The 22785-nt window shown below is 70.9% G+C and carries 21 protein-coding genes and 1 riboswitch; of the genes, 16 read left to right on the forward strand and 5 right to left on the reverse strand.

Going from position 1 to position 22785, the window contains the following annotated elements:
• Positions 1-188: 188 nt before the first annotated feature.
• The 10 genes from ACZ46W_RS32950 to ACZ46W_RS32995 all read left to right on the forward strand — a co-directional run bounded on the left by ACZ46W_RS32950 (position 189) and on the right by ACZ46W_RS32995 (position 10977).
• Positions 189-797 carry a CDP-alcohol phosphatidyltransferase family protein gene (locus ACZ46W_RS32950; RefSeq protein ID WP_468345616.1) on the forward strand — a complete coding sequence of 203 codons (609 nt, stop codon included), beginning with the start codon at positions 189-191 and terminating at the stop codon, positions 795-797.
• Positions 798-920: 123 nt separating this feature from the next.
• Positions 921-3416: a sugar phosphate nucleotidyltransferase gene (locus tag ACZ46W_RS32955; RefSeq protein WP_468345618.1), complete on the forward strand. Its 2496-nt coding sequence runs from the start codon at positions 921-923 to the stop codon at positions 3414-3416.
• A 123-nt stretch (positions 3417-3539) separates the two neighbouring features.
• Positions 3540-4475, forward strand: a complete 936-nt coding sequence (locus ACZ46W_RS32960) for a DUF881 domain-containing protein (RefSeq protein ID WP_468345620.1) — start codon at positions 3540-3542, stop codon at positions 4473-4475.
• Positions 4472-4804, forward strand: a complete 333-nt coding sequence (locus ACZ46W_RS32965) for a small basic family protein (protein WP_064068997.1) — start codon at positions 4472-4474, stop codon at positions 4802-4804. Before ACZ46W_RS32960 ends, ACZ46W_RS32965 begins: the two co-directional genes overlap by 4 nt.
• A gap of 5 nt (positions 4805-4809) precedes the next feature.
• Positions 4810-5625 (forward strand): DUF881 domain-containing protein, encoded by an 816-nt coding sequence (locus tag ACZ46W_RS32970; protein WP_468345621.1) that lies wholly within the window; start codon positions 4810-4812, stop codon positions 5623-5625.
• A gap of 61 nt (positions 5626-5686) precedes the next feature.
• Entirely contained in the window at positions 5687-6628 is a 942-nt protein-coding gene (locus ACZ46W_RS32975; RefSeq protein WP_468345998.1) for an FHA domain-containing protein, read from the forward strand.
• A gap of 17 nt (positions 6629-6645) precedes the next feature.
• On the forward strand, positions 6646-7398 hold the full coding sequence (ftsR, locus tag ACZ46W_RS32980; protein ID WP_468345623.1) for a transcriptional regulator FtsR: 753 nt from the start codon (positions 6646-6648) through the stop codon (positions 7396-7398).
• Positions 7399-7452: 54 nt separating this feature from the next.
• On the forward strand, positions 7453-7926 hold the full coding sequence (locus ACZ46W_RS32985) for a bifunctional nuclease family protein (RefSeq protein WP_004002801.1): 474 nt from the start codon (positions 7453-7455) through the stop codon (positions 7924-7926).
• A gap of 311 nt (positions 7927-8237) precedes the next feature.
• A complete protein-coding gene (locus ACZ46W_RS32990) occupies positions 8238-8900 on the forward strand; it encodes a MerR family transcriptional regulator (protein ID WP_468345625.1) in 663 nt (220 codons plus the stop codon).
• A 58-nt stretch (positions 8901-8958) separates the two neighbouring features.
• Positions 8959-10977 (forward strand): DNA polymerase IV, encoded by a 2019-nt coding sequence (locus ACZ46W_RS32995; protein WP_468345627.1) that lies wholly within the window; start codon positions 8959-8961, stop codon positions 10975-10977.
• Here ACZ46W_RS32995 and ACZ46W_RS33000 read toward each other — a convergent pair.
• Positions 10896-11270 (reverse strand): PRC-barrel domain-containing protein, encoded by a 375-nt coding sequence (locus tag ACZ46W_RS33000; RefSeq protein ID WP_468345629.1) that lies wholly within the window; start codon positions 11268-11270, stop codon positions 10896-10898. The two genes, ACZ46W_RS32995 and ACZ46W_RS33000, sit on opposite strands and share 82 nt — an antisense overlap.
• 114 nt (positions 11271-11384) lie before the next feature.
• Positions 11385-11484, forward strand: a riboswitch (glycine riboswitch).
• A 182-nt stretch (positions 11485-11666) separates the two neighbouring features.
• Between ACZ46W_RS33000 and gcvP the strand changes: the two genes are divergently transcribed.
• Entirely contained in the window at positions 11667-14552 is a 2886-nt protein-coding gene (gcvP, locus tag ACZ46W_RS33005) for an aminomethyl-transferring glycine dehydrogenase (protein ID WP_468345631.1), read from the forward strand.
• 124 nt (positions 14553-14676) lie between these two features.
• Here gcvP and ACZ46W_RS33010 read toward each other — a convergent pair whose 3' ends face one another.
• Together ACZ46W_RS33010 and ACZ46W_RS33015 are read right to left on the reverse strand one after the other, a co-directional pair.
• Complete coding sequence (locus ACZ46W_RS33010; protein ID WP_189551922.1) at positions 14677-14883, reverse strand: DUF5999 family protein; 207 nt, start codon at positions 14881-14883, stop codon at positions 14677-14679.
• Positions 14884-15133: 250 nt separating this feature from the next.
• On the reverse strand, positions 15134-15727 hold the full coding sequence (locus tag ACZ46W_RS33015) for a hypothetical protein (RefSeq protein WP_468345633.1): 594 nt from the start codon (positions 15725-15727) through the stop codon (positions 15134-15136).
• A gap of 523 nt (positions 15728-16250) precedes the next feature.
• Here ACZ46W_RS33015 and ACZ46W_RS33020 point away from each other — a divergent pair.
• Both ACZ46W_RS33020 and ACZ46W_RS33025 read left to right on the forward strand, forming a co-directional pair.
• On the forward strand, positions 16251-17777 hold the full coding sequence (locus ACZ46W_RS33020; RefSeq protein WP_468345635.1) for a glutamate-cysteine ligase family protein: 1527 nt from the start codon (positions 16251-16253) through the stop codon (positions 17775-17777).
• A gap of 102 nt (positions 17778-17879) precedes the next feature.
• Positions 17880-18659, forward strand: coding sequence for a CPBP family intramembrane glutamic endopeptidase (locus ACZ46W_RS33025; protein ID WP_468345637.1), 780 nt, complete (start codon positions 17880-17882; stop codon positions 18657-18659).
• 133 nt (positions 18660-18792) lie between these two features.
• Here ACZ46W_RS33025 and ACZ46W_RS33030 read toward each other — a convergent pair whose 3' ends face one another.
• On the reverse strand, positions 18793-19602 hold the full coding sequence (locus ACZ46W_RS33030; RefSeq protein ID WP_468345639.1) for a PhzF family phenazine biosynthesis protein: 810 nt from the start codon (positions 19600-19602) through the stop codon (positions 18793-18795).
• Between the two features lie 148 nt (positions 19603-19750).
• Here ACZ46W_RS33030 and ACZ46W_RS33035 point away from each other — a divergent pair, with 148 nt between their 5' ends.
• Positions 19751-20377 (forward strand): PadR family transcriptional regulator, encoded by a 627-nt coding sequence (locus ACZ46W_RS33035; protein ID WP_468345641.1) that lies wholly within the window; start codon positions 19751-19753, stop codon positions 20375-20377.
• Between the two features lie 139 nt (positions 20378-20516).
• Here the strand turns inward: ACZ46W_RS33035 and ACZ46W_RS33040 are convergent, their stop codons facing one another.
• The gene (locus ACZ46W_RS33040; RefSeq protein WP_468345643.1) at positions 20517-20945 is read right to left on the reverse strand and encodes a type II toxin-antitoxin system Rv0910 family toxin; all 429 of its coding nucleotides are present in this window, start codon (positions 20943-20945) and stop codon (positions 20517-20519) included.
• Positions 20946-21149: 204 nt separating this feature from the next.
• On the opposite strand from ACZ46W_RS33040, the gene ACZ46W_RS33045 reads away from it, so the two are divergent.
• Together ACZ46W_RS33045 and ACZ46W_RS33050 are read left to right on the forward strand one after the other, a co-directional pair.
• The gene (locus ACZ46W_RS33045; RefSeq protein ID WP_468345645.1) at positions 21150-21674 is read left to right on the forward strand and encodes a peptidase; all 525 of its coding nucleotides are present in this window, start codon (positions 21150-21152) and stop codon (positions 21672-21674) included.
• A gap of 41 nt (positions 21675-21715) precedes the next feature.
• A complete protein-coding gene (locus tag ACZ46W_RS33050; protein ID WP_468345647.1) occupies positions 21716-22699 on the forward strand; it encodes an EamA family transporter in 984 nt (327 codons plus the stop codon).
• Positions 22700-22785: the final 86 nt, after the last annotated feature.

The raw sequence follows: 22785 nt of genomic DNA on the forward strand, positions 1-22785 counted from the left end.
CAGGGGGGACCCTGTGGGAGAGTAGGACGCCGCCGAACAATTATTGGCCTCAGGCCCTGGACTTCGTGTCCGGGGCCTGAGGCTTTTTTGCGTTCCAAGGACGGTGGTCACCCCCTGTGCGCCGGCCCGAGTCGGCTGACGGTAAAGTCAGGGGGCATCGTTGGCACGTTTCCACAGGAGGCCCCCGGGTGGAGGTTCAGGAGACTCGCGTTCAGACGGACCGGGTCCTCACCATCCCCAACATCCTCAGCATGGCCCGCCTCGCAGGCGTGCCGCTGTTCCTGTGGCTGATCCTTCGCCCCGAGTTCGGCGGGCCGAACAGTGACGGCTGGGCGTTGCTCGTACTCATGCTCAGTGGTGTCAGCGACTACCTCGACGGCAAGCTGGCCCGGCGCTGGAACCAGATCAGCAGCTTGGGGCGCCTCCTGGACCCGGCCGCCGACCGCCTGTACATCCTTTCCACCCTTGTCGGTCTGACATGGCGTGAGATCCTGCCGCTCTGGCTGACCGTGGCCCTATTGGCTCGCGAGCTGATGCTGCTGGTGATGGTGGGAATCCTCCGCCGGCACGGGTATCCGCCTCCGCAGGTGAACTTCCTGGGCAAGGCGGCGACGTTCAACTTGATGTACGCCTTCCCGCTCCTGCTGCTCAGTGACGGCCGCGGTTGGCTTTCGTCACTCGCTGAAGTTTTCGGGTGGGCCTTCGCCGGATGGGGTACAACTCTGTATTGGTGGGCAGGGATCCTCTATGTGGTCCAGGTCCGCCGACTTGTCAAGGCGGATACCGCGGCCGATTGAGCCCGTCTGTCCGGTGCCGTGCAGTGATTGCCGGCGCCTGCGCCTGTTTGTCCAAAGAGGGACGCTGTCCCGGACGGGTGAAGTCGGCTTGACCGTCGTCTCTGCAAGGAGGACGCTTCCGACATGAAGGCCGTCGTTATGGCCGGTGGCGAAGGAACTCGACTTCGCCCCATGACCTCGAGCATGCCCAAGCCGCTCCTGCCGGTGGCCAACCGGCCGATCATGGAGCATGTGCTGCGGCTGCTCAAGCGGCACGGGCTCAATGAGACCGTCGTGACCGTGCAGTTCCTCGCCTCACTCGTTAAGAACTACTTTGGTGACGGCGAAGAACTCGGCATGGAACTGACCTATGCCAACGAGGAGAAGCCCCTCGGTACTGCGGGAAGTGTCAAGAATGCCGAGGAGGCACTGAAGGACGACGCCTTCCTCGTCATCTCCGGTGATGCGCTCACGGATTTTGATCTGACCGACCTCATCGCGTTCCACAAGGAAAAGGGCGCGATGGTCACGGTGTGTCTGACCAGGGTGCCGAATCCGCTGGAATTCGGCATCACCATCGTGGACGAGGAAGGGAAGGTCGAGCGCTTCCTGGAGAAGCCCACCTGGGGGCAGGTCTTCTCCGACACGGTGAACACCGGCATCTACGTGATGGAGCCCGAGGTCTTCGACTACGTCGAGGCGGATGTTCCGGTGGACTGGTCCGGGGACGTTTTTCCGCAGCTCATGAAGGAAGGCAAGCCGATCTACGGCTATGTCGCCGAGGGCTACTGGGAGGACGTCGGCACCCACGAGAGCTACGTAAAGGCGCAGGCCGACGTGCTCGAGGGGAAGGTCGATGTCGAACTCGACGGGTTCGAGATCTCGCCGGGTGTGTGGGTCGCGGAGGGTGCCGAGGTGCATCCGGACGCGGTGCTGCGTGGCCCCCTCTACATCGGGGACTACGCCAAGGTCGAGGCGGGCGTGGAGATCCGCGAGCACACGGTCGTCGGCTCGAACGTGGTCGTGAAGAGCGGCGCTTTCCTGCACAAGGCGGTTGTTCACGACAACGTCTACATCGGGCAGCACAGCAACCTTCGCGGCTGCGTGATCGGCAAGAACACCGACATCATGCGGGCGGCGCGGATCGAGGACGGGGCCGTCATCGGCGACGAGTGCCTCGTCGGTGAAGAATCGATCGTCCAGGGCAACGTCCGGGTCTATCCCTTCAAGACCATCGAGGCCGGTGCCTTCGTCAACACGTCGGTGATCTGGGAGTCCCGTGGGCAGGCGCACCTCTTCGGGGCGCGCGGTGTCTCCGGGATCCTGAACGTCGAGATCACGCCGGAGCTGGCGGTACGGCTGGCAGGTGCGTACGCGACGACGCTCAAGAAGGGGGCGACGGTCACCACTGCCCGTGACCACTCCCGGGGCGCGCGGGCGCTCAAGCGGGCGGTGATCTCCGCGCTCCAGGCCAGCGCCATCGACGTACGCGACCTGGAGAACGTGCCCCTGCCCGTCGCGCGCCAGCAGACGGCTCGGGGAAGCGCCGGCGGCATCATGATCCGGACGACGCCCGGCGTGCCCGACTCGGTGGACATCATGTTCTTCGACGAGCGGGGCGCCGACCTGTCGCAGGCGGGGCAGCGGAAGCTGGACCGGGTGTACGCGCGCCAGGAGTACCGTCGTGCGTTCCCGGGCGAGATCGGCGACCTGAGCTTCCCGTCCAGCGTCTTCGACTCGTACACCGGGTCCCTGCTGCGGAACGTCGACACGACCGGCATCTCGGAAGCCGGGCTGAAGGTCGTCGTGGACGCGTCCAACGGAAGCGCCGGGCTCGTTCTGCCCAGCCTCTTGGGGCGGCTCGGGGTGGACTCGCTGACGATCAACCCCGGTCTGGACGAGTCGCGGCCCACCGAGTCCGCCGAGTCGCGGCGGGCCGGGCTGGTGCGGCTCGGCGAGATAGTGGCGTCGGCGCGCGCGGCGTTCGGGGTGCGGTTCGACACGGTCGGTGAGCGGCTGTCGCTCGTCGACGAGCGGGGCCGGATCATCGAGGACGACCGGGCGCTGCTGGTGATGCTGGATCTGGTGGCCGCTGAGCGGCGCAGCGGGCGCGTGGCGTTGCCGGTGACGACCACGAGGATCGCCGAGCAGGTCGCGGCGTACCACGGCACGCAGGTGGACTGGACGACGACGTCTCCCGACGACCTGACCCGGGTCGGGCGTGAGGAGTCGACGATCTTCGGCGGGGACGGCCGCGGTGGTTTCATCGTTCCCGAGTTCAGCAGCGTCTTCGACGGTACGGCGGCGTTCGTGCGGTTGATCGGGCTCGTGGCGCGTACCCAGCTCACGCTCAGCCAGATCGACGCGCGCATTCCGCGGGCGCATGTGCTGAAGCGGGACCTGGCGACGCCGTGGGCGGTCAAGGGCCTGGTGATGCGCCGGGTCGTGGAGGCGGCCGGGGACCGGCACGTGGACACCACCGACGGCGTGCGCGTCGTCGAGGCCGACGGCCGGTGGGTGATGGTGCTGCCCGACCCCGCCGAGGCCGTCACCCACCTGTGGGCGGAGGGCCCGGACGACGCGTCCGCGCAGGCACTGCTGGACGAGTGGGCCGCCGTGGTGGACAGCGCGGGCCGCTGAGCCGCTGAGCCGCTCAGCACGGCGGCCGTGGAACGGTGTGCCGGGAGGCGTCGTCGGGCGCCTTCCGGCAACACCGGTGGGGCCATTCGGCGGTAGCCGCTCCGACGTGCGACGATGTGCGGCATGTCGCAGCAGCCCCCCGTTCGGAGCACCGGCTCCCCGCCTCCGCGTCCCGATGCGTCCATGTCGCTGCTGACCAATGTGATGGACCACGCGCTCGACGACGGGTACGCGGAGGCGTCCGCCCGCCGCGCCGCCGAGGGCGGCGGCCTGCCCCGCACACTGCGCGCCAAGCTCGGGCTGGCGGCCGGACTGGTGCTGGCCGCCCTGGTGGTCACGCTCGGTGCCGCGCAGGCGCAGATATCGGCACCGGTGGTGGCGAAGGAGCGCGAGGAGCTCATTGACCGCATCGAGTCGGAGACCTCGGCGGCGGACGCGCTGGAGAAGCAGATCGAGGTGCTGCGTACCGAGGTGGGGGAGCGGCAGCGCAAGGCGCTGGAGCAGCACGGCGGGGACCAGGGGCAGCTCGTGGCGCTGCTGTCGGGGGCGACGCCGGTGCGGGGGCCGGGCGTCAAGCTCGTCGTCGATGACGCCAAGGACACCGACGAGGGCGGCGGCGGGCCACGGGAGAGCAGCGGGTTCGCCGATACGGGGCGGGTCCGGGACCGTGACATGCAGCGGGTGGTGAACGGGCTGTGGCAGTCCGGTGCGGAAGCCATCGCCATCAATGGACAGCGTCTGACCGCCCTGTCGGCGATCCGTGCGGCGGGCGACGCCATACTGGTCGACAACAAGCCGCTGGTGCCGCCGTACACGGTGCTGGCGGTGGGGGACGGAAAGAAGCTGAGCACGACGTTCCAGGACAGCGCCGACGGGCAGTACCTGCACGTGTTGCAGGAGAACTTCGGTATCCGCACCAGCATTTCGGATCAGGCCGAGGTGCGCCTGCCGGCCGCGCCGAGCCTGATCGTACGTACAGCACAGCCGAGCAACGCCGGCACCGGAACCGGAACGGGTGACGGGCAGGGCGGGGCCGACACAGGGAAGGGCACATCTTGATCGCCGTACTGGGCCTCGTCGTGGGAGTCGTGGTCGGACTGTTCATCCGGCCCGAGGTGCCGGCGGTGGTCGAGCCGTATCTGCCCATCGCCGTCGTGGCGGCCCTGGACGCGGTCTTCGGCGGGTTGCGGGCGATGCTCGACGGGATCTTCGTGGACAAGGTCTTCGTCGTCTCCTTCCTGTCGAACGTCGTCGTGGCCGCGTTGATCGTGTTCCTCGGCGACAAGCTGGGCGTCGGCGCGCAGCTCTCCACGGGTGTGGTGGTCGTGCTCGGCATCCGGATCTTCTCCAACGCCGCCGCGATCCGGCGGCATGTGTTCCGGGCGTGAGGCCGATGAGCAACGAAGAGACACCGAACCCGGCCCCCGAGCCGGAGCAGGGGCGAGAGCCCGAGCAGCGGCCTGAGCCGGAACGGCACGGGCCCGAGCAGCAGACCGGGCGGCAGCGGTTGATGGCCGGCCTGTGGCCGCCGCGCGTCACACGGGCGCAACTCATCGTGGCCGTGCTGCTGTTCGGGCTGGGCCTGGGCCTCGCGATCCAGGTCCGTTCGACCAGCGACACCGGCGCCCTGCGCGGTGCGCGTCAGGAGGACCTGGTGCGCATCCTCGACGAGCTGGACGACCGTACGCAGCGCCTGGAGGACGAGAAGGCGCGCCTGGAGGACCAGCGCACGGAGCTGGAGAACAGCTCCGACCAGGCGGAAGAGGCGCGCAAGCAGACGCTGGAAAAGGAGCGGCAGCTCGGCATCCTGGCCGGTACGGTGGCGGCGCAGGGGCCCGGCATCACGCTGACCATCGACGACGGCGCCGGCGCGGTCGAGTCCGACATGCTGCTCGACGCGATCCAGGAGCTGCGGGCGGCCGGCGCCGAGGCGATCCAGGTCAATGGCGTCCGGGTCGTCGCCGACTCTTACTTCTCCGGTGACGCCGGTGACATAGAGGTGGACGGGCGGAAGATCAAGGCCCCGTACCGCTTCAAGGTCATCGGCAAGCCCCAGGACCTCGAACCGGCGCTGAACATCCCGGGAGGCGTCGTACAGACGCTGGAGAAGGAGCAGGCCACCGCCACGGTGACCCGGTCGCAGAAGATCGTCGTGGACGCCTTGCGACCGGCGGAGCGGCCTGACTACGCTCGGTCGTCATCGCAGTGAGGCGGGGGTACATGGGGGTTGCGGGGGGTCGACGCATCAGACAGGTGGTGCGTGATGGAAACTGTCCGGAGGATACGGACGTTGTGATGATGTCCGGGTCGGCAGGTGTGGTCATTCAGGGTTCGTCCTGCCCCACGGGCGGGTCTGTTTCGTTCAAGGGGAATCGCCCGTGAAGTTGTTTGCGAAGTTGTTCGGCAAGAGCGCACGCGAGGACGGCGGCAACGCCGCCAGGCACCGCGCGCCGCGCCATGGCGAGAGTGAGGAGCAGGGCGGCGAGCGCCCGCTCTTCCGTGATGAGGTCGCGGGTCCGGGCGGTGACATTCCGGGGGGCCAGGGCGCGTCTGTTGACCCTGCCGGTCCCGGCCGCATAGGTTTCGGGGAACCATCAACCTCGAGTACGGGTGGAGGGTTTACGCCCGACCCGTACGCGACGAGCGCCCACGCGGGCCAGCCGCGGCAGGAGGATTCGTCCATGCCGGTGTGTACGAGGTGCGGGCACCGCAACGCCGAGGCGAGCCGGTTCTGCTCCAACTGCGGTGCGCCGCTGCGGGCGGGCGTCCCCGCCGAGCGCGCGTCCGAGACGACGTCGACGATCTCCATCTCCGGCCTGGAGGCGTACGACTCCGAGGTCACCGGCCAGACGCAGTTGCCGTCGCTGTCTCCCGAGGCACAGGCGGCCGTCGAGGCGCTGCCGCTCGGTTCGGCGCTCCTGGTGGTGCGGCGCGGTCCGAACTCGGGCAGCCGTTTCCTGCTGGACAGTGACCTGACCACGGCGGGTCGGCACCCGCAGAGCGACATCTTCCTCGACGATGTGACCGTGTCGCGCCGTCACGTGGAGTTCCGCAGGTCGCCCGACGGGACGTTCACCGTCTCGGACGTCGGCAGCCTGAACGGCACCTACGTCAACCGTGAGCGGATCGACTCGGTTCCGCTGGCGAACGGCGACGAGGTGCAGATCGGCAAGTACCGGCTGGTCTTCTACGCGAGCCAGCGGGGCGTGTGACCCGGCAGGGGAGGCCCATGCTGCGAACCACGACGGGCGGTGCCGGCGACGGCACCGCCGGCGCGGGCGGTCGGCTGGTGAGCATCGGGACGGTGCTCAACCAACTGCGCGAAGAGTTTCCCGAGGTCACGATCTCCAAGATCAGGTTCCTGGAGGCGGAGGGGCTCGTCGAGCCGCAGCGGACGGCTTCCGGATACCGGAAGTTCAGCCCCGGGGACGTGGAGCGGCTGGCGCGCATCCTGCGGATGCAGCGGGATCACTATCTGCCGCTGAAGGTGATCCGCGAGCACCTGGACGCGGTCGAGCGGGGCGAGCAGGTGGAGCTGCCGCCCGCCCCGGGGCCGCAGCGCGACCCCCTGGACGGCGAGCCGTGGGAGCCGGCCGGGCAGGACCGTCCGACGGCCGCCCGGGTCGGCAGGGCGGAGCTGCTCGCGGCCGCGGGGGCCGGCGAGGAGGAGCTCGCCGAGTGGGAGTCGTACGGGCTGGTCGTGCAGCGCGTGGACGGCGGGTACGACGCCGAGGCGGTGACGGTCGCGAAACTTGTCGCGGATCTGGGGAGATTCGGTCTGGAGCCGCGACATCTGCGGGCGGTGAAAGCCGCCGCCGAGCGGGAGGCGGGACTGGTCGAGCAGGTCGTCGCGCCGCTGCGCAGGCACCGTAATCCGCAGACCAGGGCGCATGCCGAGGCGACCGCGAAGGAGCTGGCGGCACTGTCCGTACGGCTGCATGCCGCGCTGGTGCAGACGGCCCTCGGCATCCGCTTGCACTGATCTTGACACGGGCCCGACTATCCAAACCGGTCCGGCACGTCCTAGGGTTGCAATGTGAACGAGCTCGATGTTGTCGGTGTCCGGGTGGAAATGCCGTCCAACCAGCCGATCGTGCTCCTGCGTGAAGTGGGAGGCGACCGGTACCTCCCGATCTGGATCGGTCCGGGGGAGGCGACGGCGATCGCCTTCGCGCAGCAGGGCATGGCTCCCGCCCGGCCGCTCACTCATGACCTTTTCAAGGATGTGCTCGAGGCCGTGGGCCAGGAGCTGACCGAGGTCCGCATCACGGACCTGCGGGAAGGGGTCTTCTACGCGGAGCTGGTCTTCGCCAGCGGAGTCGAGGTGAGCGCCAGGCCCTCCGACGCCATAGCGCTGGCCTTGCGCACCGGGACCCCGATCTACGGGAGTGACGGCGTGCTCGATGACGCGGGAATCGCCATCCCCGACGAGCAGGAGGACGAGGTGGAGAAGTTCCGCGAGTTCCTCGACCAGATCTCTCCCGAGGACTTCGGCACCAGCAGCCAGTGAGGCCGGTGGGACATCGCAGCCGGCTCGGTGTGAGCCGGCTGGTGATGCCCGTCGGCCGTTCGCTGACGCCCGCCGGCGGGCCGCCGGGCTTCGGGCCGCCGGGGCCGGCCGCCGGGGCGGCGGCGAGGGGCGTTGTTCAGAGGCGCGGCTGAGGGCTTTGGGCCCATTCGAGTAGCCTTTCCCGGTTTCTGGATACGGGAAACCACTCTCAGGGTGATTATCACTCGGCGTGCCGAGTGTGGCGATCGTTGACGCACCCCGGGTGACTGCCTACCGTCGAGATGGCAGGTCAAGGACGGAGGGTCGGCGTGATGAGCAGCGGCGACGGTGCGACTGGGGGCCTCCCCGGACGAAGTCTGGGGAAGAGCGGGCCGTATCCGCTTCACGGCAGTGCGGCCGACCCGGCTCACGCGGGTGTGACCGGCGCGGGTGTCGGCGCGGGGCAGGGGCAGCCGGTCGATCCGGCCGACCCGGTCGCCGAAACGATCGGCTATCGCGGGCCGACGGCGTGCGCGGCCGCCGGGATCACGTACCGGCAGCTCGACTACTGGGCCCGTACCGGGCTGGTCGAGCCGAGTGTGCGGCCGGCGTACGGGTCGGGAACGCAGCGGCTCTACAGCTTTCGCGACGTGGTCGTCCTCAAGATCGTCAAGCGCTTCCTGGACACGGGCGTCGCCCTCCAGAACATCCGCACGGCCGTCCAGCACCTGCGTGCGCGGGGCTTTCGGGACCTGGAGCGCATGACGCTCATGAGCGACGGTGCGACGGTCTACGAGTGCTCGTCGCCGGACGAGGTCGTCGATCTGCTCCAGGGCGGCCAGGGGGTCTTCGGGATCGCCGTGGGCGTGGTGTGGCGGGACGTCGAGGCGGCGTTGTCGCAACTGCACGGCGAGCGCATCGACACCGGCGAGACGCTGGTCGGGCACAACCCGTCGGACGAGCTGGCGCGGCGGCGGCGGGACAGGGCCGTCTGAGCCGCGTTCCGTACGTGTGTGCGGGCGATTGTCAGTGGCGTAGGGCAGCATCGTTGGTGTGAGAGCCGCGCCGACGATCCTGCATCTGGACATGGATGCCTTCTTCGCCGCCGCCGAGCAGGCGGCGAAGCCGAGTCTGCGCGGAAAGCCGGTGGTCGTCGGGGGGCTGGGGCCGCGTGGGGTGGTCGCCACGGCGTCGTACGAGGCGAGGCGGTTCGGGGTGCATTCGGCGATGCCGATGGCGCAGGCGCGGCGGCTGGCGCCGAACGCCGCGTATCTGGTGCCGCGGTTCTCGTTGTACCGCGCGGTCAGTGAGCAGGTCATGGAGCTGCTGCGCGGGCTGTCGCCCCTCGTCGAGCCACTGAGCCTGGACGAGGCCTTCGTGGACCTGGAGGCTGGGGACGCGGCGCATGACGCGGCCACCGCGCGGGCGGCCGGGGAGCGGCTGCGCAGGGACATCCACGCGGTCACGGGGCTGACTGGGTCGGTGGGTCTGGCCGGCTCCAAGATGCTCGCGAAGATCGCCTCGGAGGAGGCCAAGCCCGACGGGCTGGTGCTGATCGAGCCCGGTACGGAGCGGGAGCTGCTGGGTCCGAAGTCGGTGCGGATCCTGCCGGGGGTGGGGCCGGCGACCGGGGAGCACCTGCGGCGGGCCGGGATGACCACGGTGGCGGACCTGGCGGCCGCGGGCGAGGACGAGCTCGTACGGCTGCTGGGGAAGGCGCACGGGGAGTCGCTGTACCGGATGGCCATGGGGTACGACGACCGGCCCGTGGTGGCGGAGCGCGACGCCAAGTCGGTGTCGGTGGAGGACACCTTCGACGTGGACCTGCACGACCGGGTGCGGGTGCGGATGGAGGTGGAGCGGCTGGCCGAGCGGTGCGTGCAGCGGCTGCGGGGTGCGGGGCGGTCGGGGCGGACGGTGGTCCTGAAGGTACGGCGGTACGACTTCTCGACGCTGACCAGGTCCGAGACGCTGCGTGGCCCTACGGACGATCCCGTGGTGGTGCGGGAGGCCGCGGCGCGGCTGCTGGAAGGCGTGGACACCACGGGCGGGGTGCGGCTCCTCGGCGTGGGCGTCTCGGGGCTCGCGGACTACACCCAGGAAGACCTGTTCGCCCAGGCCGCCGCGGAGGGGGTGGCGGGCGTGGACGGTACGTCGGCCGGCCCGGCTCCCGGCTCCGGGCAGGGGTACGTGGTCGGCGCAGGCGAACCCGCGGCGGGGCCGGGCACCCATGCCCCTGTGCGGGACGCGGCCGGGACGGCCGGGCCTGAGGTGGCGGGAGCCGTCGGGGGCGGTGGCTCGATGGGCGGTGCGGGCGTTTTGCGTGGCGGTGATTCAGTGGGTGGTACGGGTGCCCCGGGCGGTGGTGGCCCCGCCGGTGGTGCGGGCCCCGCCTCTGGGGTGGGCGCCCTCGGCGGCGGTGGCGTCCGTGGTGGCGCTGGCGGAGACGCCGGTGCGGGGGTGGCGGATGGTGCGGGGGTAGCCAGGGGCGGCGGCGTACCCGTCGCGGGCGCACGCGGTGGCGGTGGCCTGGCCGGGCGTGTCGGCCCAGCCGGTGGTGGGGGCGTACCTGGGGGTGCCGACCTGGCCGACGGTGGTGGCCCTGCCGGTGGCGCGGGCATCCCGGGCGGTGGTGGACCGGCGTCTGGCGTGGGCGTCCCGGGCGGTGGCCCAGCGGACGGTGGTGGACCGGCGTCTGGCGCGGGCGTCCCGGGCGGTGGCCCAGTGGCTGGTCCGGGCGCACGTGGTGGTGGCACGGCTGGGGGTGCGGGTTCGGCAGGGGGGCCTGGGGGTGGGGGTGAAGGGCGGCGGTGGTTGGCGGGGGAGGACGTGCGGCACGCCGCGTATGGGGCCGGGTGGGTGCAGGGCAGTGGGGTGGGGAGGGTGACCGTGCGGTTCGAGGTGCCCGGGTCGGCGCCGGGGCGGGTGCGGACGTTCTGGGCGGACGACCCCGACCTGGAGCCGTCGGAGCCGTTGCCGCTCGTACCGGGTCAGTCGTCCTGGCCGGCGACCTTGCCGAAGTCGCGGTCGGGGGACTCAGCGGAGGGAGGTGGCGGGAGCGCGAGACCGTAGTGGTGGTAGAGCTGGAGCTCCTGCTCGGGTGAGAGGTGGCGGCCGACGCCGAAGTCGGGGGCGTCCTTGATCAGGGCGCGGTCGTACGGGATGTGCAGGCCGTCGTCCGCGAGGTCGCTCGGCTCCAGGGGTACGAAGGCGTCGCGGCTGAACAGGCCCGTGCGGACGGCGGCCCACTCGGGAACGCCCGTCGCGTCGTCCAGGTACACCTCGTCGATGGTGCCGATCTTGTGGCCGTTGCGGTCGAAGGCCTTGCGGCCGATCAGGCTGCGCGGATCGATATCGGTCTGCACGGTCCCTCCAACTGGTCGCAACCGCTCTGTAAACACTACGAAAGTGCACATCGGTGACGTCGGCCACTCGAGGGATCGGGCGGGGACCGCGCTGGTAGGCTGGCAGACGGCCGCTGACCCCGTGCGGGAGAGTCCTCCGGAGAAACCTTTCGGAGGCGCCGAAGGAGCAAATCCTCCCCGGAATCTCTCAGGCACCCGGTACCGCACGGACGAGGTCACTCTGGAAAGCAGGGCGGGCGTTCGACGGCATCCGCTCTCACCGACGGTGAAAGCCGGTCCGCCCCGACCCGGGGAGGTCCGGTGAAGCTCTCAGGTTGAGATGACAGAGGGGGAGGCCGTCCGGGCACCCGCGCCGTGGTGCCCCTCGCAGGTCGTATCGACCAGGAGGCCTCCGCAATGACCGCCAACCGCATTCCGCTCTCCGTACTCGAACAGGGAACCCCGTTCGAGCAGCGGCACATCGGGCCCGACGACGAGGCCCGCGCCAAGATGCTCGCGCAGGTCGGCTACGGTTCGCTCGACGAGCTCACGGCTGCCGCGGTGCCGGATGTGATCAAGAGCGCCGAGGCTCTCGGGCTGCCCGACGCCCGCACCGAGGCCGAGGTCCTGGCCGAGCTGCGCTCGCTCGCCGAGCGCAACCAGGTGCTCGCCCCGATGATCGGCCTCGGCTACTACGGCACGTTCACGCCGCCGGTCATCCTGCGGAACGTCATGGAGAACCCCGCCTGGTACACCGCGTACACGCCGTACCAGCCGGAGATCTCGCAGGGCCGCCTGGAGGCGCTGCTCAACTTCCAGACCATGGTCGCCGACCTGACCGGCCTGCCCACCTCCGGCGCCTCGCTGCTCGACGAGGGCACCGCCGCCGCCGAGGCCATGTCGCTGGCCCGCCGCGTCGGCAAGGTCAAGGGCGGCGTCTTCCTGGTCGACGCCGACGCCCTGCCGCAGACCATCGCCGTCATCGAGACCCGCGCCGAGCCGACCGGTGTAGAGGTCGTCGTCGCCGACCTGAGCGGCGGCATCCCGGCCGAGGTCGCCGAGCGCGGCGTGTTCGGCGTGCTGCTCCAGTACCCCGGTGCCTCGGGTGCCGTACGGGACATCAAGCCGGTCATCGACCAGGCCCACGAGCTCGGCGCGATCGTCACCGTCGCCGCCGACCTGCTGGCGCTGACCCTGCTGACCTCGCCCGGCGAGCTGGGCGCCGACATCGCGGTCGGCACGACCCAGCGCTTCGGTGTGCCCATGGGCTTCGGCGGCCCGCACGCCGGCTACATGGCCGTGCGCGACAAGTTCGCCCGCTCCCTGCCGGGCCGGCTCGTCGGCGTCTCCGTCGACGCCGACGGCAACAAGGCGTACCGGCTCGCCCTCCAGACCCGCGAGCAGCACATCCGCCGCGAGAAGGCCACCAGCAACATCTGCACCGCGCAGGTGCTGCTCGCCGTCATGGCCGGCATGTACGCCGTCTACCACGGCCCCGAGGGGCTCAAGCAGATCGCCCAGCGCGTCCACCGGTACGCGGTCGTCCTCGCCGAGGGCCTGCGCGCCGGCGGCGTCGACGTCGTCCACGGCACGTTCTTCGACACCGTGACCGTCCGGGTGCCCGGCAAGGCCGCCGAGGCCGTCGCCGCCGCCCGCGAGAACGGCGTCAACCTCCGCCTCGTCGACGCCGACCACGTCTCGGCCGCCTGCGACGAGACGACCGGCCGCGCCCAGATCGTCGCCGTGTGGGACGCCTTCGGCGTGCGCGGCGACATCGAGGAGCTGGACGCCGCCACCGCCGACGTCCTGCCCGAGGCGATGCTGCGCTCCGACGCCTACCTCACCCACCCCGTCTTCCACGCGCACCGCTCCGAGACGTCGATGCTGCGCTACCTGCGCAAGCTCGCCGACCGCGACTACGCGCTGGACCGGGGCATGATCCCGCTCGGCTCCTGCACCATGAAGCTGAACGCGACGACCGAGATGGAGCCGGTGACCTGGCCCGAGTTCGGGCAGATCCACCCCTTCGCGCCGGTCGACCAGGCGCAGGGCTACCTCACCCTGATCCGTGAGCTGGAGGAGCGCCTCGCCGAGGTCACCGGCTACGACAAGGTGTCCATCCAGCCCAACGCCGGTTCGCAGGGCGAGCTGGCCGGTCTGCTCGCGGTGCGCGCGTACCACCGCGCCAACGGTGACACGCAGCGCACGGTCTGCCTGATCCCGTCGTCCGCGCACGGCACCAACGCCGCCAGCGCCGTGATGGCCGGGATGAAGGTCGTGGTCGTCAAGACCGCCGACGACGGCGAGATCGACGTCGAGGACCTGCGCGCCAAGATCGAGCAGTACCGCGACGAGCTGTCCGTGCTGATGATCACCTACCCGTCCACGCACGGCGTGTTCGAGGAGCACGTCGCCGACATCTGCGCCCAGGTGCACGAGGCGGGCGGCCAGGTGTACGTGGACGGCGCCAACCTCAACGCGCTGGTGGGCCTGGCGAAGCCGGGCGAGTTCGGCGGTGACGTCTCGCACCTGAACCTGCACAAGACCTTCTGCATCCCGCACGGCGGCGGCGGCCCCGGCGTCGGCCCGGTCGGTGTCCGGGCGCACCTCGCCCCGTACCTGCCCAACCACCCGCTCCAGCCGAGCGCCGGCCCCGACACGGGCGTCGGCCCGATCTCGGCCGCGCCGTGGGGTTCGGCCGGCATCCTGCCGATCTCCTGGGCGTACGTCCGCCTCATGGGCGGCGAGGGCCTCAAGCGCGCCACGCAGGTCGCCGTCCTCGCGGCCAACTACATCGCCAAGCGCCTGGAGCCGCACTACCCGGTGCTGTACACCGGCCCGGCCGGGCTCGTCGCCCACGAGTGCATCGTGGACCTGCGCCCGATCTCCAAGGCGACCGGCGTCAGCGTCGACGACATCGCCAAGCGGCTGATCGACTACGGCTTCCACGCCCCGACCATGTCCTTCCCGGTGGCCGGCACGCTGATGATCGAGCCGACCGAGAGCGAGGACCTGACCGAACTCGACCGCTTCTGCGACACGATGATCGCGATCCGCGCCGAGATCGAGAAGGTCGCGTCGGGCGAGTGGCCCTCCGACGACAACCCGCTGTGCAACGCCCCGCACACGGCGGCCGCGCTGGGCGGCGAGTGGACGCACGCGTACAGCCGTGAGGAGGCGGTCTTCCCGGCCGGCGTCTCGGCCGCGGACAAGTACTGGCCGCCGGTTCGCCGCATCGACGGCGCGTTCGGCGACCGGAACCTGGTCTGCTCCTGCCCGCCGCTGGACGAGTACGACAACTGAGTACCACAACCGAGTACGACAACTGAGTACGGCCACTGAGTACGACCACTGACGGTCATGACGAAGGGCCGGTACGGAGGTGATCTCCGTACCGGCCCTTCGTCGTGCGGTTGTGTGCCGTGCCTCAGGCGGCCGTCACGACCTTCGAGGCGCTCAGCGGCCGGTGCGGCGCGATGATCTGGCCGTCCGGCAGCAGCTCACCGGTGTCCTCGAAGAGCAGGACGCCGTTGCACAGCAGGCTCCAGCCCTGTTCCGGGTGGTGAGCCACCAGGCGGGCCGCCTCCCTGTCGGCGGAGTCGGCGGTCGGACAGGCTGGCTGGTGCTGGCACATGGGTCGGTTCTTTCGCTGCGGTGTGGTGTGTGTCCTGCGGCTCGATGCGGTGTTCATGGCCGCCCCCCGTTTGTCGGTCGGTCCGTTCCCAGTGTTGCCCCACGGGCGTCAATCCGCAGGGATTTCGCGGCAGCGCTTCCTACTGCTTAATGACGTGTCACCCGCGCGGATGGTTCAGCTCAACCGCACTGTCCCTTCGGGTGGTTCGTGGTGGCCGCACCGGGCTAGTCCGATCGGACCGGGGGAGTCATCAGGCCGTTGACTCCAGCAACGGTGGCGGCACCAGTCGCAGCGTCAGCACAGGCAACAGATCGGCGACCCGGTACGGCAGGTGCGAGGCGATTCCCGGCGGCGCGGGGGCCAGCGGGATCAGCAGGTCCGTGGGGGCCGGGGCGCCGGTCGCCGGGTCGGCCTCGGTGTCCCCGTGCAGCCACAGCGTCAGCATGTACAGATCGGGTACGGACAGCAGACGCGGCTGGTGGCGGGTGGCCATGGCGTCGGCCTGCCGCAGCGCGCGCTCCGTCGAGGCCAGATAGGGGCCCTCGAAGAAGTGCGAGAACGCCCAGCCGTCCGGGGTGAGGATGGTGTCCGCGGCGGCGACCGGGCGGTCGCCGCCGCGGATCAGGAACCGCCAGCCGGCCAGTCGGGTACGCGGTGCACCGGCGGGCGGAACGACGTGATCGCGGACGTCCAGCACGTGGACGGGGAGCGGGACTTCGGGGCTCAGCGGTCCCTGGACGGACCGGAGAGCGGGCGTGTGTGCCTCGCGGACGGCGGGGGAACCGAGCGCCGCGAGGACACTGCGCAAGGCAGGCGCGGGGGCGGGGGAGACGTGGAGCGGCATGGTGGGTCGCCTCTCAGTCAAGAGACAGGGTGATGCGAGGGAAGGTGCGGACGACAGTGTCAGCTTCGGGGTCAGAGGGGGCCGGAGGGGGCCGCTGGGCCGTGGCCGGGCGCGACTCTCTGCCTCGTTCGCGGAGTTTATACGACACGTGTTCACGTAATGTTTCCGCTAGCCGTCGGCGATATTACCGGCAAGGCCGAATCAGGTCTTTGGTTTGCGGAGTTTCTGTGGATTTCCCGCGCACGCGAGGCCGCTGCCTGCGGTGTTGTCCGGCGTGCGGTAGGCCGAATGCCGCCGCTGTTTCGACCGGCCCACGCCGCCCCTGCCGTTCGGTCGTGTCGGGCACTGGCACCCGGTAACTGCCCGGTGTCCCATGCCTGCGGAATGTGCCGCGCAAACAACGTATCCAGCCTACCGTCCAAGCACTGTCCATGGGGGAGTTACAGATCAGCCCGACTGGGCATTATCGTCCGTGACGCGAGCGACGATGCCGCGCGCCACCCACTCGAGGAGGGACGCTTCGATGGGGGAGAAGATCGCGGCAGGCGGCTTCGACCTGTCCGATCGGCAGAGGTACCGCAGGAAACTTCAGCAGTGCCTGACAGGACTGGAGCGACTCCTTGCCGACAAGAGGTTCGACCGGCCACGCAATCTCGTGGGGCTGGAGATCGAGCTGAATCTCGCGGGTGCGGACGGCATGCCGCGGATGATGAATGCCGAGGTGCTGGAGCGCATCGCAAGCCGGGATTTCCAGACGGAACTCGGAATGTTCAACCTCGAAGTGAACATTGCCCCGCACCGGCTCGGCGGGCGCGTCTTCGACCAGCTCGCCGAGGAGTTGCGCACCGGGCTGGCGTACGCGCACCGCAAGGCCCAGGAGGTCGACGCCGGCATTGTGATGATCGGAATTCTTCCGACCCTCTCCCAGGACGATCTGGTGTCCGGGAACCTCTCGGACGTCGACCGGTACATGCTGCTCAACGACCAGATCGTCGCGGCCCGGGGCGAGGAGTTCACCCTCGACATCGACGGCGTCGAGCGGCTCGACTGCACCGCGAGCTCCATCGCGCCCGAGGCGGCCTGCACCTCCGTACAACTGCACCTCCAGGTGACGCCCGAGCGCTTCGCGGACGTGTGGAACGCCGCCCAGGCCATCGCCGCCGTACAGATCGCGGTGGGCGCCAACGCCCCCTTCCTCTTCGGTCGCGAGCTGTGGCGCGAGTCCCGCCCGCCGCTGTTCACCCAGGCCACGGACACCCGCCCGCCCGAGCTCCAGGCGCAGGGCGTGCGGCCGCGCACCTGGTTCGGGGAGCGGTGGGTCTCCTCGGCGTACGAGCTCTTCGAGGAGAACGTCCGCTACTTCCCCGCCCTGCTGCCCATCTGCGACGAGCAGGACCCGCTGCGGGTCCTCGACGAGGGCGGCGTGCCGTCCCTCCAGGAACTCGTCCTGCACAACGGCACGATCTACCGCTGGAACCGGCCGGTGTACGGCGTCGTGGACGGTGTGCCCCACTTGCGGGTGGAGAACCGGGTGCTGCCGGCCGGGCCGACCGTCGACGACGTGCTCGCCAACGCCGCCTTCTACTACGGCCTGGTGCGCGCGCTCGCCGAGGAGGCCCGGCCCGTGTGGCGCCGGCTGCCGTTCGAGGACGCCGCCGCGAACTTCGACGCCGCCTGCCGCTACGGCATCGACGCCGAGCTGCGCTGGCCGCGGCCCGGGCGGAGCGGCGGGGTCACCACCGTGCCGGCGGTGAAGCTGGTACGGGACGAGCTGCTGCCGCTCGCCGCGGCGGGCCTGGACGCGTGGGGCGTGGAGCGCACAGACCGCGAGCGGTACCTGGGGATCATCGAGGAGCGGTGCAGGCGCCGGGTGAACGGCGCGTCGTGGCAGGTGGAAACGTTCCACCGGGCACTGGAGGCGGGACTGGGACGCGAGGCGGCGCTGGCCGCCACCACCCGCCAGTACTGCCGGCTGATGCGTCAGGGGCAGCCGGTGCACACCTGGCCGGTCGGCTTCCCGGGGCGGCCGTCGGAACAGCGGCGGGGGTGATGCCCGGGCGGCCGGTGTGCCGCCCCGGCTGGGTTCCTGGTGCGATCGTCGGGCAAGCTGTGACGTCCCAGGGCGGTCGAACCGAGGCAGGTGTGCGCGTACGTGGCTGGAACTCTTCCCGCGGAGGGCGTTGGGCGCAGGACCTTGCGGTCCGAGACGCTGCTCGTCCTGGCGCTGTCCCTGGGCGCGAGCGGCGTCTCCGCGCTGATCAGCTTCGTGGGCTCGCTGACCAAGCCGGGCGGGCTGAAGGAGCAGGCGGCGACGCTCAACGGCTCGTACGCGCCGGGGCGGCCATGGCTCGACCTGGCCTGGCAACTGTTCGGGATCGCGACCGCGCTGGTGCCCGTCGCACTGGTGGCGCACCTGCTGATCCGGGAGGGCGCGGGGCTGCGGGCGATCGGCTTCGACCGCCGCCGGCCCTGGCCGGACCTGGGGCGCGGGGCGCTGGTCGCGGCCGGTATCGGCAGCGCGGGCCTCGCCTTCTACCTCGTGGCGCGGGCCGTGGGGGCCAACCTGACGGTGGTGCCCGAGGCGTTGCCCGAGGTGTGGTGGAAGTACCCGGTGCTGATCCTGTCGGCGGTGCAGAACTCCGTGGTGGAGGAGGTCATCGTCGTCGGCTATCTGCTGCGCAGGCTGGACCAGTTGGGCTGGAGCCCGATGGCGGCGCTGGCGACCAGCTCGGTGCTGCGCGGTTCGTACCACCTGTACCAGGGCATCGGCGGGTTCATCGGCAACATGGTGATGGGCGTGGTGTTCGTCCTGCTCTACCGGCGGTGGGGGCGGGTGGGGCCGCTGGTCGTGGCGCACGCGCTGCTCGACATCGTCGCGTTCGTCGGGTACGCGCTGCTCGCGGGCCGGGTGGGGTGGCTGCCCACGCCGTGAGGCGGTCGGGGCGGAGCTGAGGCGGAGTCGGGCCGGAGTCGGGGGTGGAGTCGGGCCGGAGTCGGGGGTGGTGGAGTCCGTGTGAAGGGGCGTACGGAGGGTTCCGTACGCCCCTTCGTCGTGCCTGCCGGCGTCACGCCAGCAGGTCGCCCTCGATGACCGTCACCGCGTGACCGGTCAGCAGCGTCCGCTCGCCGCGCAGGGCGGTACGCACCAGGCCGGTGCGGGCACCGCCTTGCAGACCGGTCAGCTCGTCGCGGCCGAGGCGGGCCGACCAGAACGGTGCCAGGGCGGTGTGCGCGCTGCCGGTCACGGGGTCCTCGTCGATACCGAGGGCGGGGAAGAAGCAGCGGGAGACGAAGTCGTACCCGCGCCCGGGCTCTCCGGCGGCGGCGGTGGTGATGACGCCCCGGTCCGACATCGTCGCCAGGGCCGCGAAGTCCGGCGCGAGGGACCGCACGGCCTGCTCGTCCGCCAGCTCGACCAGCAGGTCACCGATGTGCGCGGCGGTGTCGTGCACGGAGACGACGTCTGCGCCGAGCGCCTTCGCGAGCCCGTCCGGCACCGGGACGGGTGCCAGTGAGGAGGTCGGGAAGTCCAGCGTGATGGAGCCGTCCTCGGCAGCGCTGGCCGACAGGATGCCGCACCGCGCGGCGAAGCGGACCGTGCCGGCCGCGCGGCCCGTGGTGTGCAGGACGTGCGCGGTGGCGAGGGTGGCGTGGCCGCACATGTCGACCTCGGCGACCGGCGTGAGCCAGCGCAGCGCCCAGTCGGCCTCGCCGCCCGGCGGCAACGGGTGGGCGAAGGCCGTCTCGGAGAGGTTGACCTCCGCGGCGACCTTCTGGAGCCAGTGGTCGTCCGGGAAGGCGTCCAGGAGCAGGACCCCCGCCGGGTTGCCGGAGAAGGGGCGGTCGGTGAAGGCGTCGACGATTCGAATCCGCATGGCACCGACCGTAGGCGCGGCGTCACGCCCCGGGCCAAGGCCAATTCGGTGCCTCTGGCCTGGGCTCGGATCGGACGATTGCTCAACGAGCGGTTCCGATATATCGTTGAAGCATCGCGACCGATCAACGATGGAAGGAGCGTGCGGGATGCGTGCGCATGGGAACTGCGGACCCGGCCATCGCGGCTGGGGCGGCGAGCGACAGGGGGACTTCGAGGGGCGGCGAGGCGCCTTCGGCCCGTTCGGGCCGGGATTCGGCGGCGGACCGTTCGGTGGTGGGCCGTTCGGGGGAGGGCCCTTCGGCGGTGGGCGTGGACGCGGAGGCGGCCGGGGGCGGGCGCGGCGCGGTGACGTGCGCGCCTCGATCCTCGCGCTGCTGAAGGACCGGCCGATGCACGGCTACGAGATGATCCAGGAGATCGCCGAGCGCAGTGGCGGTGCCTGGCGGCCCAGCCCCGGCTCGGTCTACCCGACCCTCCAGTTGCTGGAGGACGAGGGTCTGATCGCCAGCAGGAGCGAGGGCGGCAAGAAGCTCTTCACGCTCACCGACGCCGGACGCGCCGAGGCCGACGCGGGACCGGACGCCCCGTGGGAAGAGGCGGGGCGCGGGGTCGACTGGGAGGCCATGAACGAGATCCGGCAGGCCGGTTTCGGACTGCTGGAGGCCTTTGGGCAGGTGTGGAAGACCGGGGACGCCGACCAGCGGCAGAAGGCGCTGGCCGTCATCAACGACGCCCGCAAGAAGCTCTATCTGATCCTCGCCGACGAGCACTGAGTCGACGCGCATCGTGTCGGCCGGGGTTGAGTCGACGCGCGCTGAGTCGACCACGGCTGAGCCGACGAGGACCGCGTCGACGAGGGCCGCGACCGCGTCGGCCAGGGCTGAGATACGGGACCTGGGCGGTCCGGTGGCGTCACGTCACCAGGCCGGCCAGTCTGCGCAGCGACTCGTCGAGCGCGATGGTCGCCGAGTCCCTGAGCTTGCCCGCCATCAGGGACACGGCCGCGCCGGTGAACTCGCCGTCGACGCGGACGGTCGTGGCGCCCCCGTCCGGCGTGAGCGTGTAGCGCATGCCGAGCGTCACGCCCATCGGGCCCTTCCCCCGGGTGGCCAGCAGCCGCTCGGGGGTCAGCTCGTCCACGGTCCAGGTGACCTCGGCCGGGAACCCCATGAGCTTCATGTTCTCCTGGTACGCCGTGCCCACCGCAAGGGGTTCCGGGCCGCCGCCGGGGAAGCTGGTGTGGGTGGCGTTCCATCGGCCGTACGACGTGAAGTCCGTCAACTGCGCCCAGACCTTTCCGGCCGGTGCCTCGATGCGTGCCTCCGCGCTGACCTCGGCCATGCGACCACCCCTTCTCGGCGGGTTACGGTGTCGCGGAACGTAGTCGCGAGGTCATGAACAAGCAATACTGACGGGCCATCAGGTCTTGGTGTCCCTCTCATCCGTGAGGAGGAGAAGGCGGCCGTCCGTGCCCACCTTCCGTGGGATGCGCGAATGCTCCTGGGCGGGGATGTTCCGGCCCCCGGCGGCTGATGAGGTGGAAGGGTGCGAAGCCCCACCCCGCGAGTGCCCCGGCAGGCCGGCCGTCCGGACATTGAGGCCGGACTCACCGTCGAACTGGCCTCCGTCGTCGCGGGCGCGCGGCGCAGGGCACTGCGGGACGGTGACCGGCAGATCGACACGGCCCACCTGCTGCACTCACTGCTCGAATCCGATCCGGACGTCCGGGCCGCCTTCGACGGCGGCGAGCAGGTCGCGCGGGTGCTCGGCTACCTCGTGCAGCGGAGCATCGGGTACGGGCTGCGCTGGCAGGGCTCCGTCGAGGACACCGGCGCCATGCCCCTGCCGGCGCGGGCCGGTGTACCGGGGTGGTCGCCCGCCGCCGTCGCCGCGATGGAGGGTGCCCGCGAACGGGCCGGACGGCGCAGTGCCCCACGGGCGGGCGGGCTCGACCTGCTCGCCGGGCTGGCCGCCGACCGCGAGTGCCGCGCCGTCGAGGTACTGACCCGCGCCGGGGTCGACGCGGCATCGCTGGCCGCGCGGATCGGCGAGCCGTCTCAACAGGTGTAACGGCTCTTACGCTCCTGACGTGGTGCTGTCATGATGTGCCGATGCACGCGTCTCAGGGGAGAAGCGCCGGCCTGGGACTCGCCCTGGCCTCGGCCTTCGCATTCGGTGGATCAGGTGTCGCGGCCAAGCCGCTGATCGAGGCGGGGCTCGACCCGCTGCACGTGGTGTGGCTACGGGTGACCGGCGCCGCGCTCGTCATGCTGCCCGTCGCCTGGCGCCACCGTGATCTGCTGCGCCGCAAGCCCGCCCTGCTCGCCGGCTTCGGCCTGCTCGCCGTCGCGGGCGTCCAGGCCTGCTACTTCGCGGCCATCTCCCGCATCCCCGTCGGGGTCGCGCTGCTCATCGAGTACCTCGCCCCGGCGCTGGTCCTCGGCTGGGTGCGGTTCGTGCAGCGCAGGCCGGTGACGCGGGCCGCCGCGCTCGGGGTGGTGCTCGCGGTCGGCGGACTCGCGTGTGTCGTGGAGGTGTGGTCGGGGCTGAGCTTCGACCTCGTCGGACTGGTGCTCGCCCTGGGCGCCGCCTGCTGCCAGGTGGGCTACTTCGTGCTCTCCGACCAGGGCAGCGACGAGGCACGGCCGGCCGATCCGCTCGGCGTCATCGCGTACGGCCTGCTCTTCGGTTCCGTCGTCCTCACCGTCGTCGCGCGCCCCTGGGGCATGGACTGGTCGGTGCTGGGCGGCAGTGCCGACCTGGGCGGAACGACGGCCCCGGCGTGGCTGCTGCTCTCGTGGGTGGTCCTGATCGCCACCGTCCTCGCGTACGTCACCGGTGTCATCTCCGTGCGCAGGCTGTCCCCGCAGGTGGCCGGTGTGGTCGCCTGCCTGGAGGCGGTCATCGCGACCGTACTGGCGTGGGTGCTGCTGAAGGAGCACCTGTCCGGGCCTCAGATCCTGGGCGGGGCGGTGGTGCTCGTCGGGGCCTTCATCGCCCAGTCGTCGGCGCCCAAGGCGCCGTCGGGGCCGGTGGCCGGGTCGGAACCGGCACTTCCGGAAGAGCGGTTGTCGTCCGGACAGGCCGCAACGTAAGGTGACGATCATGCATTCGACCGTACTTCCGCCGCCCGCCGCGTAACGCGGGCGGCACCCCACTCCTGACGAAGACCGGCCCGGGC

This window comes from Streptomyces sp. NPDC031064, assembly GCF_055570965.1.

Excerpts from the sequence above, each read along its gene's own strand:
- ACZ46W_RS32955 (WP_468345618.1), top strand. The coding sequence starts at position 921 with ATGAAGGCCGTCGTTATGGCCGGTGGCGAAGGAACTCGACTTCGCCCC.
- ACZ46W_RS32960 (WP_468345620.1), top strand. The coding sequence starts at position 3,540 with ATGTCGCAGCAGCCCCCCGTTCGGAGCACCGGCTCCCCGCCTCCGCGT.
- ACZ46W_RS32970 (WP_468345621.1), top strand. The coding sequence starts at position 4,810 with ATGAGCAACGAAGAGACACCGAACCCGGCCCCCGAGCCGGAGCAGGGG.
- ftsR (WP_468345623.1), top strand. The coding sequence starts at position 6,646 with ATGCTGCGAACCACGACGGGCGGTGCCGGCGACGGCACCGCCGGCGCG.
- ACZ46W_RS32990 (WP_468345625.1), top strand. The coding sequence starts at position 8,238 with ATGAGCAGCGGCGACGGTGCGACTGGGGGCCTCCCCGGACGAAGTCTG.
- gcvP (WP_468345631.1), top strand. The coding sequence starts at position 11,667 with ATGACCGCCAACCGCATTCCGCTCTCCGTACTCGAACAGGGAACCCCG.
- ACZ46W_RS33010 (WP_189551922.1), bottom strand. The coding sequence starts at position 14,883 with ATGTGCCAGCACCAGCCAGCCTGTCCGACCGCCGACTCCGCCGACAGG.
- ACZ46W_RS33015 (WP_468345633.1), bottom strand. The coding sequence starts at position 15,727 with ATGCCGCTCCACGTCTCCCCCGCCCCCGCGCCTGCCTTGCGCAGTGTC.
- ACZ46W_RS33020 (WP_468345635.1), top strand. The coding sequence starts at position 16,251 with ATGGGGGAGAAGATCGCGGCAGGCGGCTTCGACCTGTCCGATCGGCAG.
- ACZ46W_RS33030 (WP_468345639.1), bottom strand. The coding sequence starts at position 19,602 with ATGCGGATTCGAATCGTCGACGCCTTCACCGACCGCCCCTTCTCCGGC.
- ACZ46W_RS33035 (WP_468345641.1), top strand. The coding sequence starts at position 19,751 with ATGCGTGCGCATGGGAACTGCGGACCCGGCCATCGCGGCTGGGGCGGC.
- ACZ46W_RS33040 (WP_468345643.1), bottom strand. The coding sequence starts at position 20,945 with ATGGCCGAGGTCAGCGCGGAGGCACGCATCGAGGCACCGGCCGGAAAG.
- ACZ46W_RS33050 (WP_468345647.1), top strand. The coding sequence starts at position 21,716 with ATGCACGCGTCTCAGGGGAGAAGCGCCGGCCTGGGACTCGCCCTGGCC.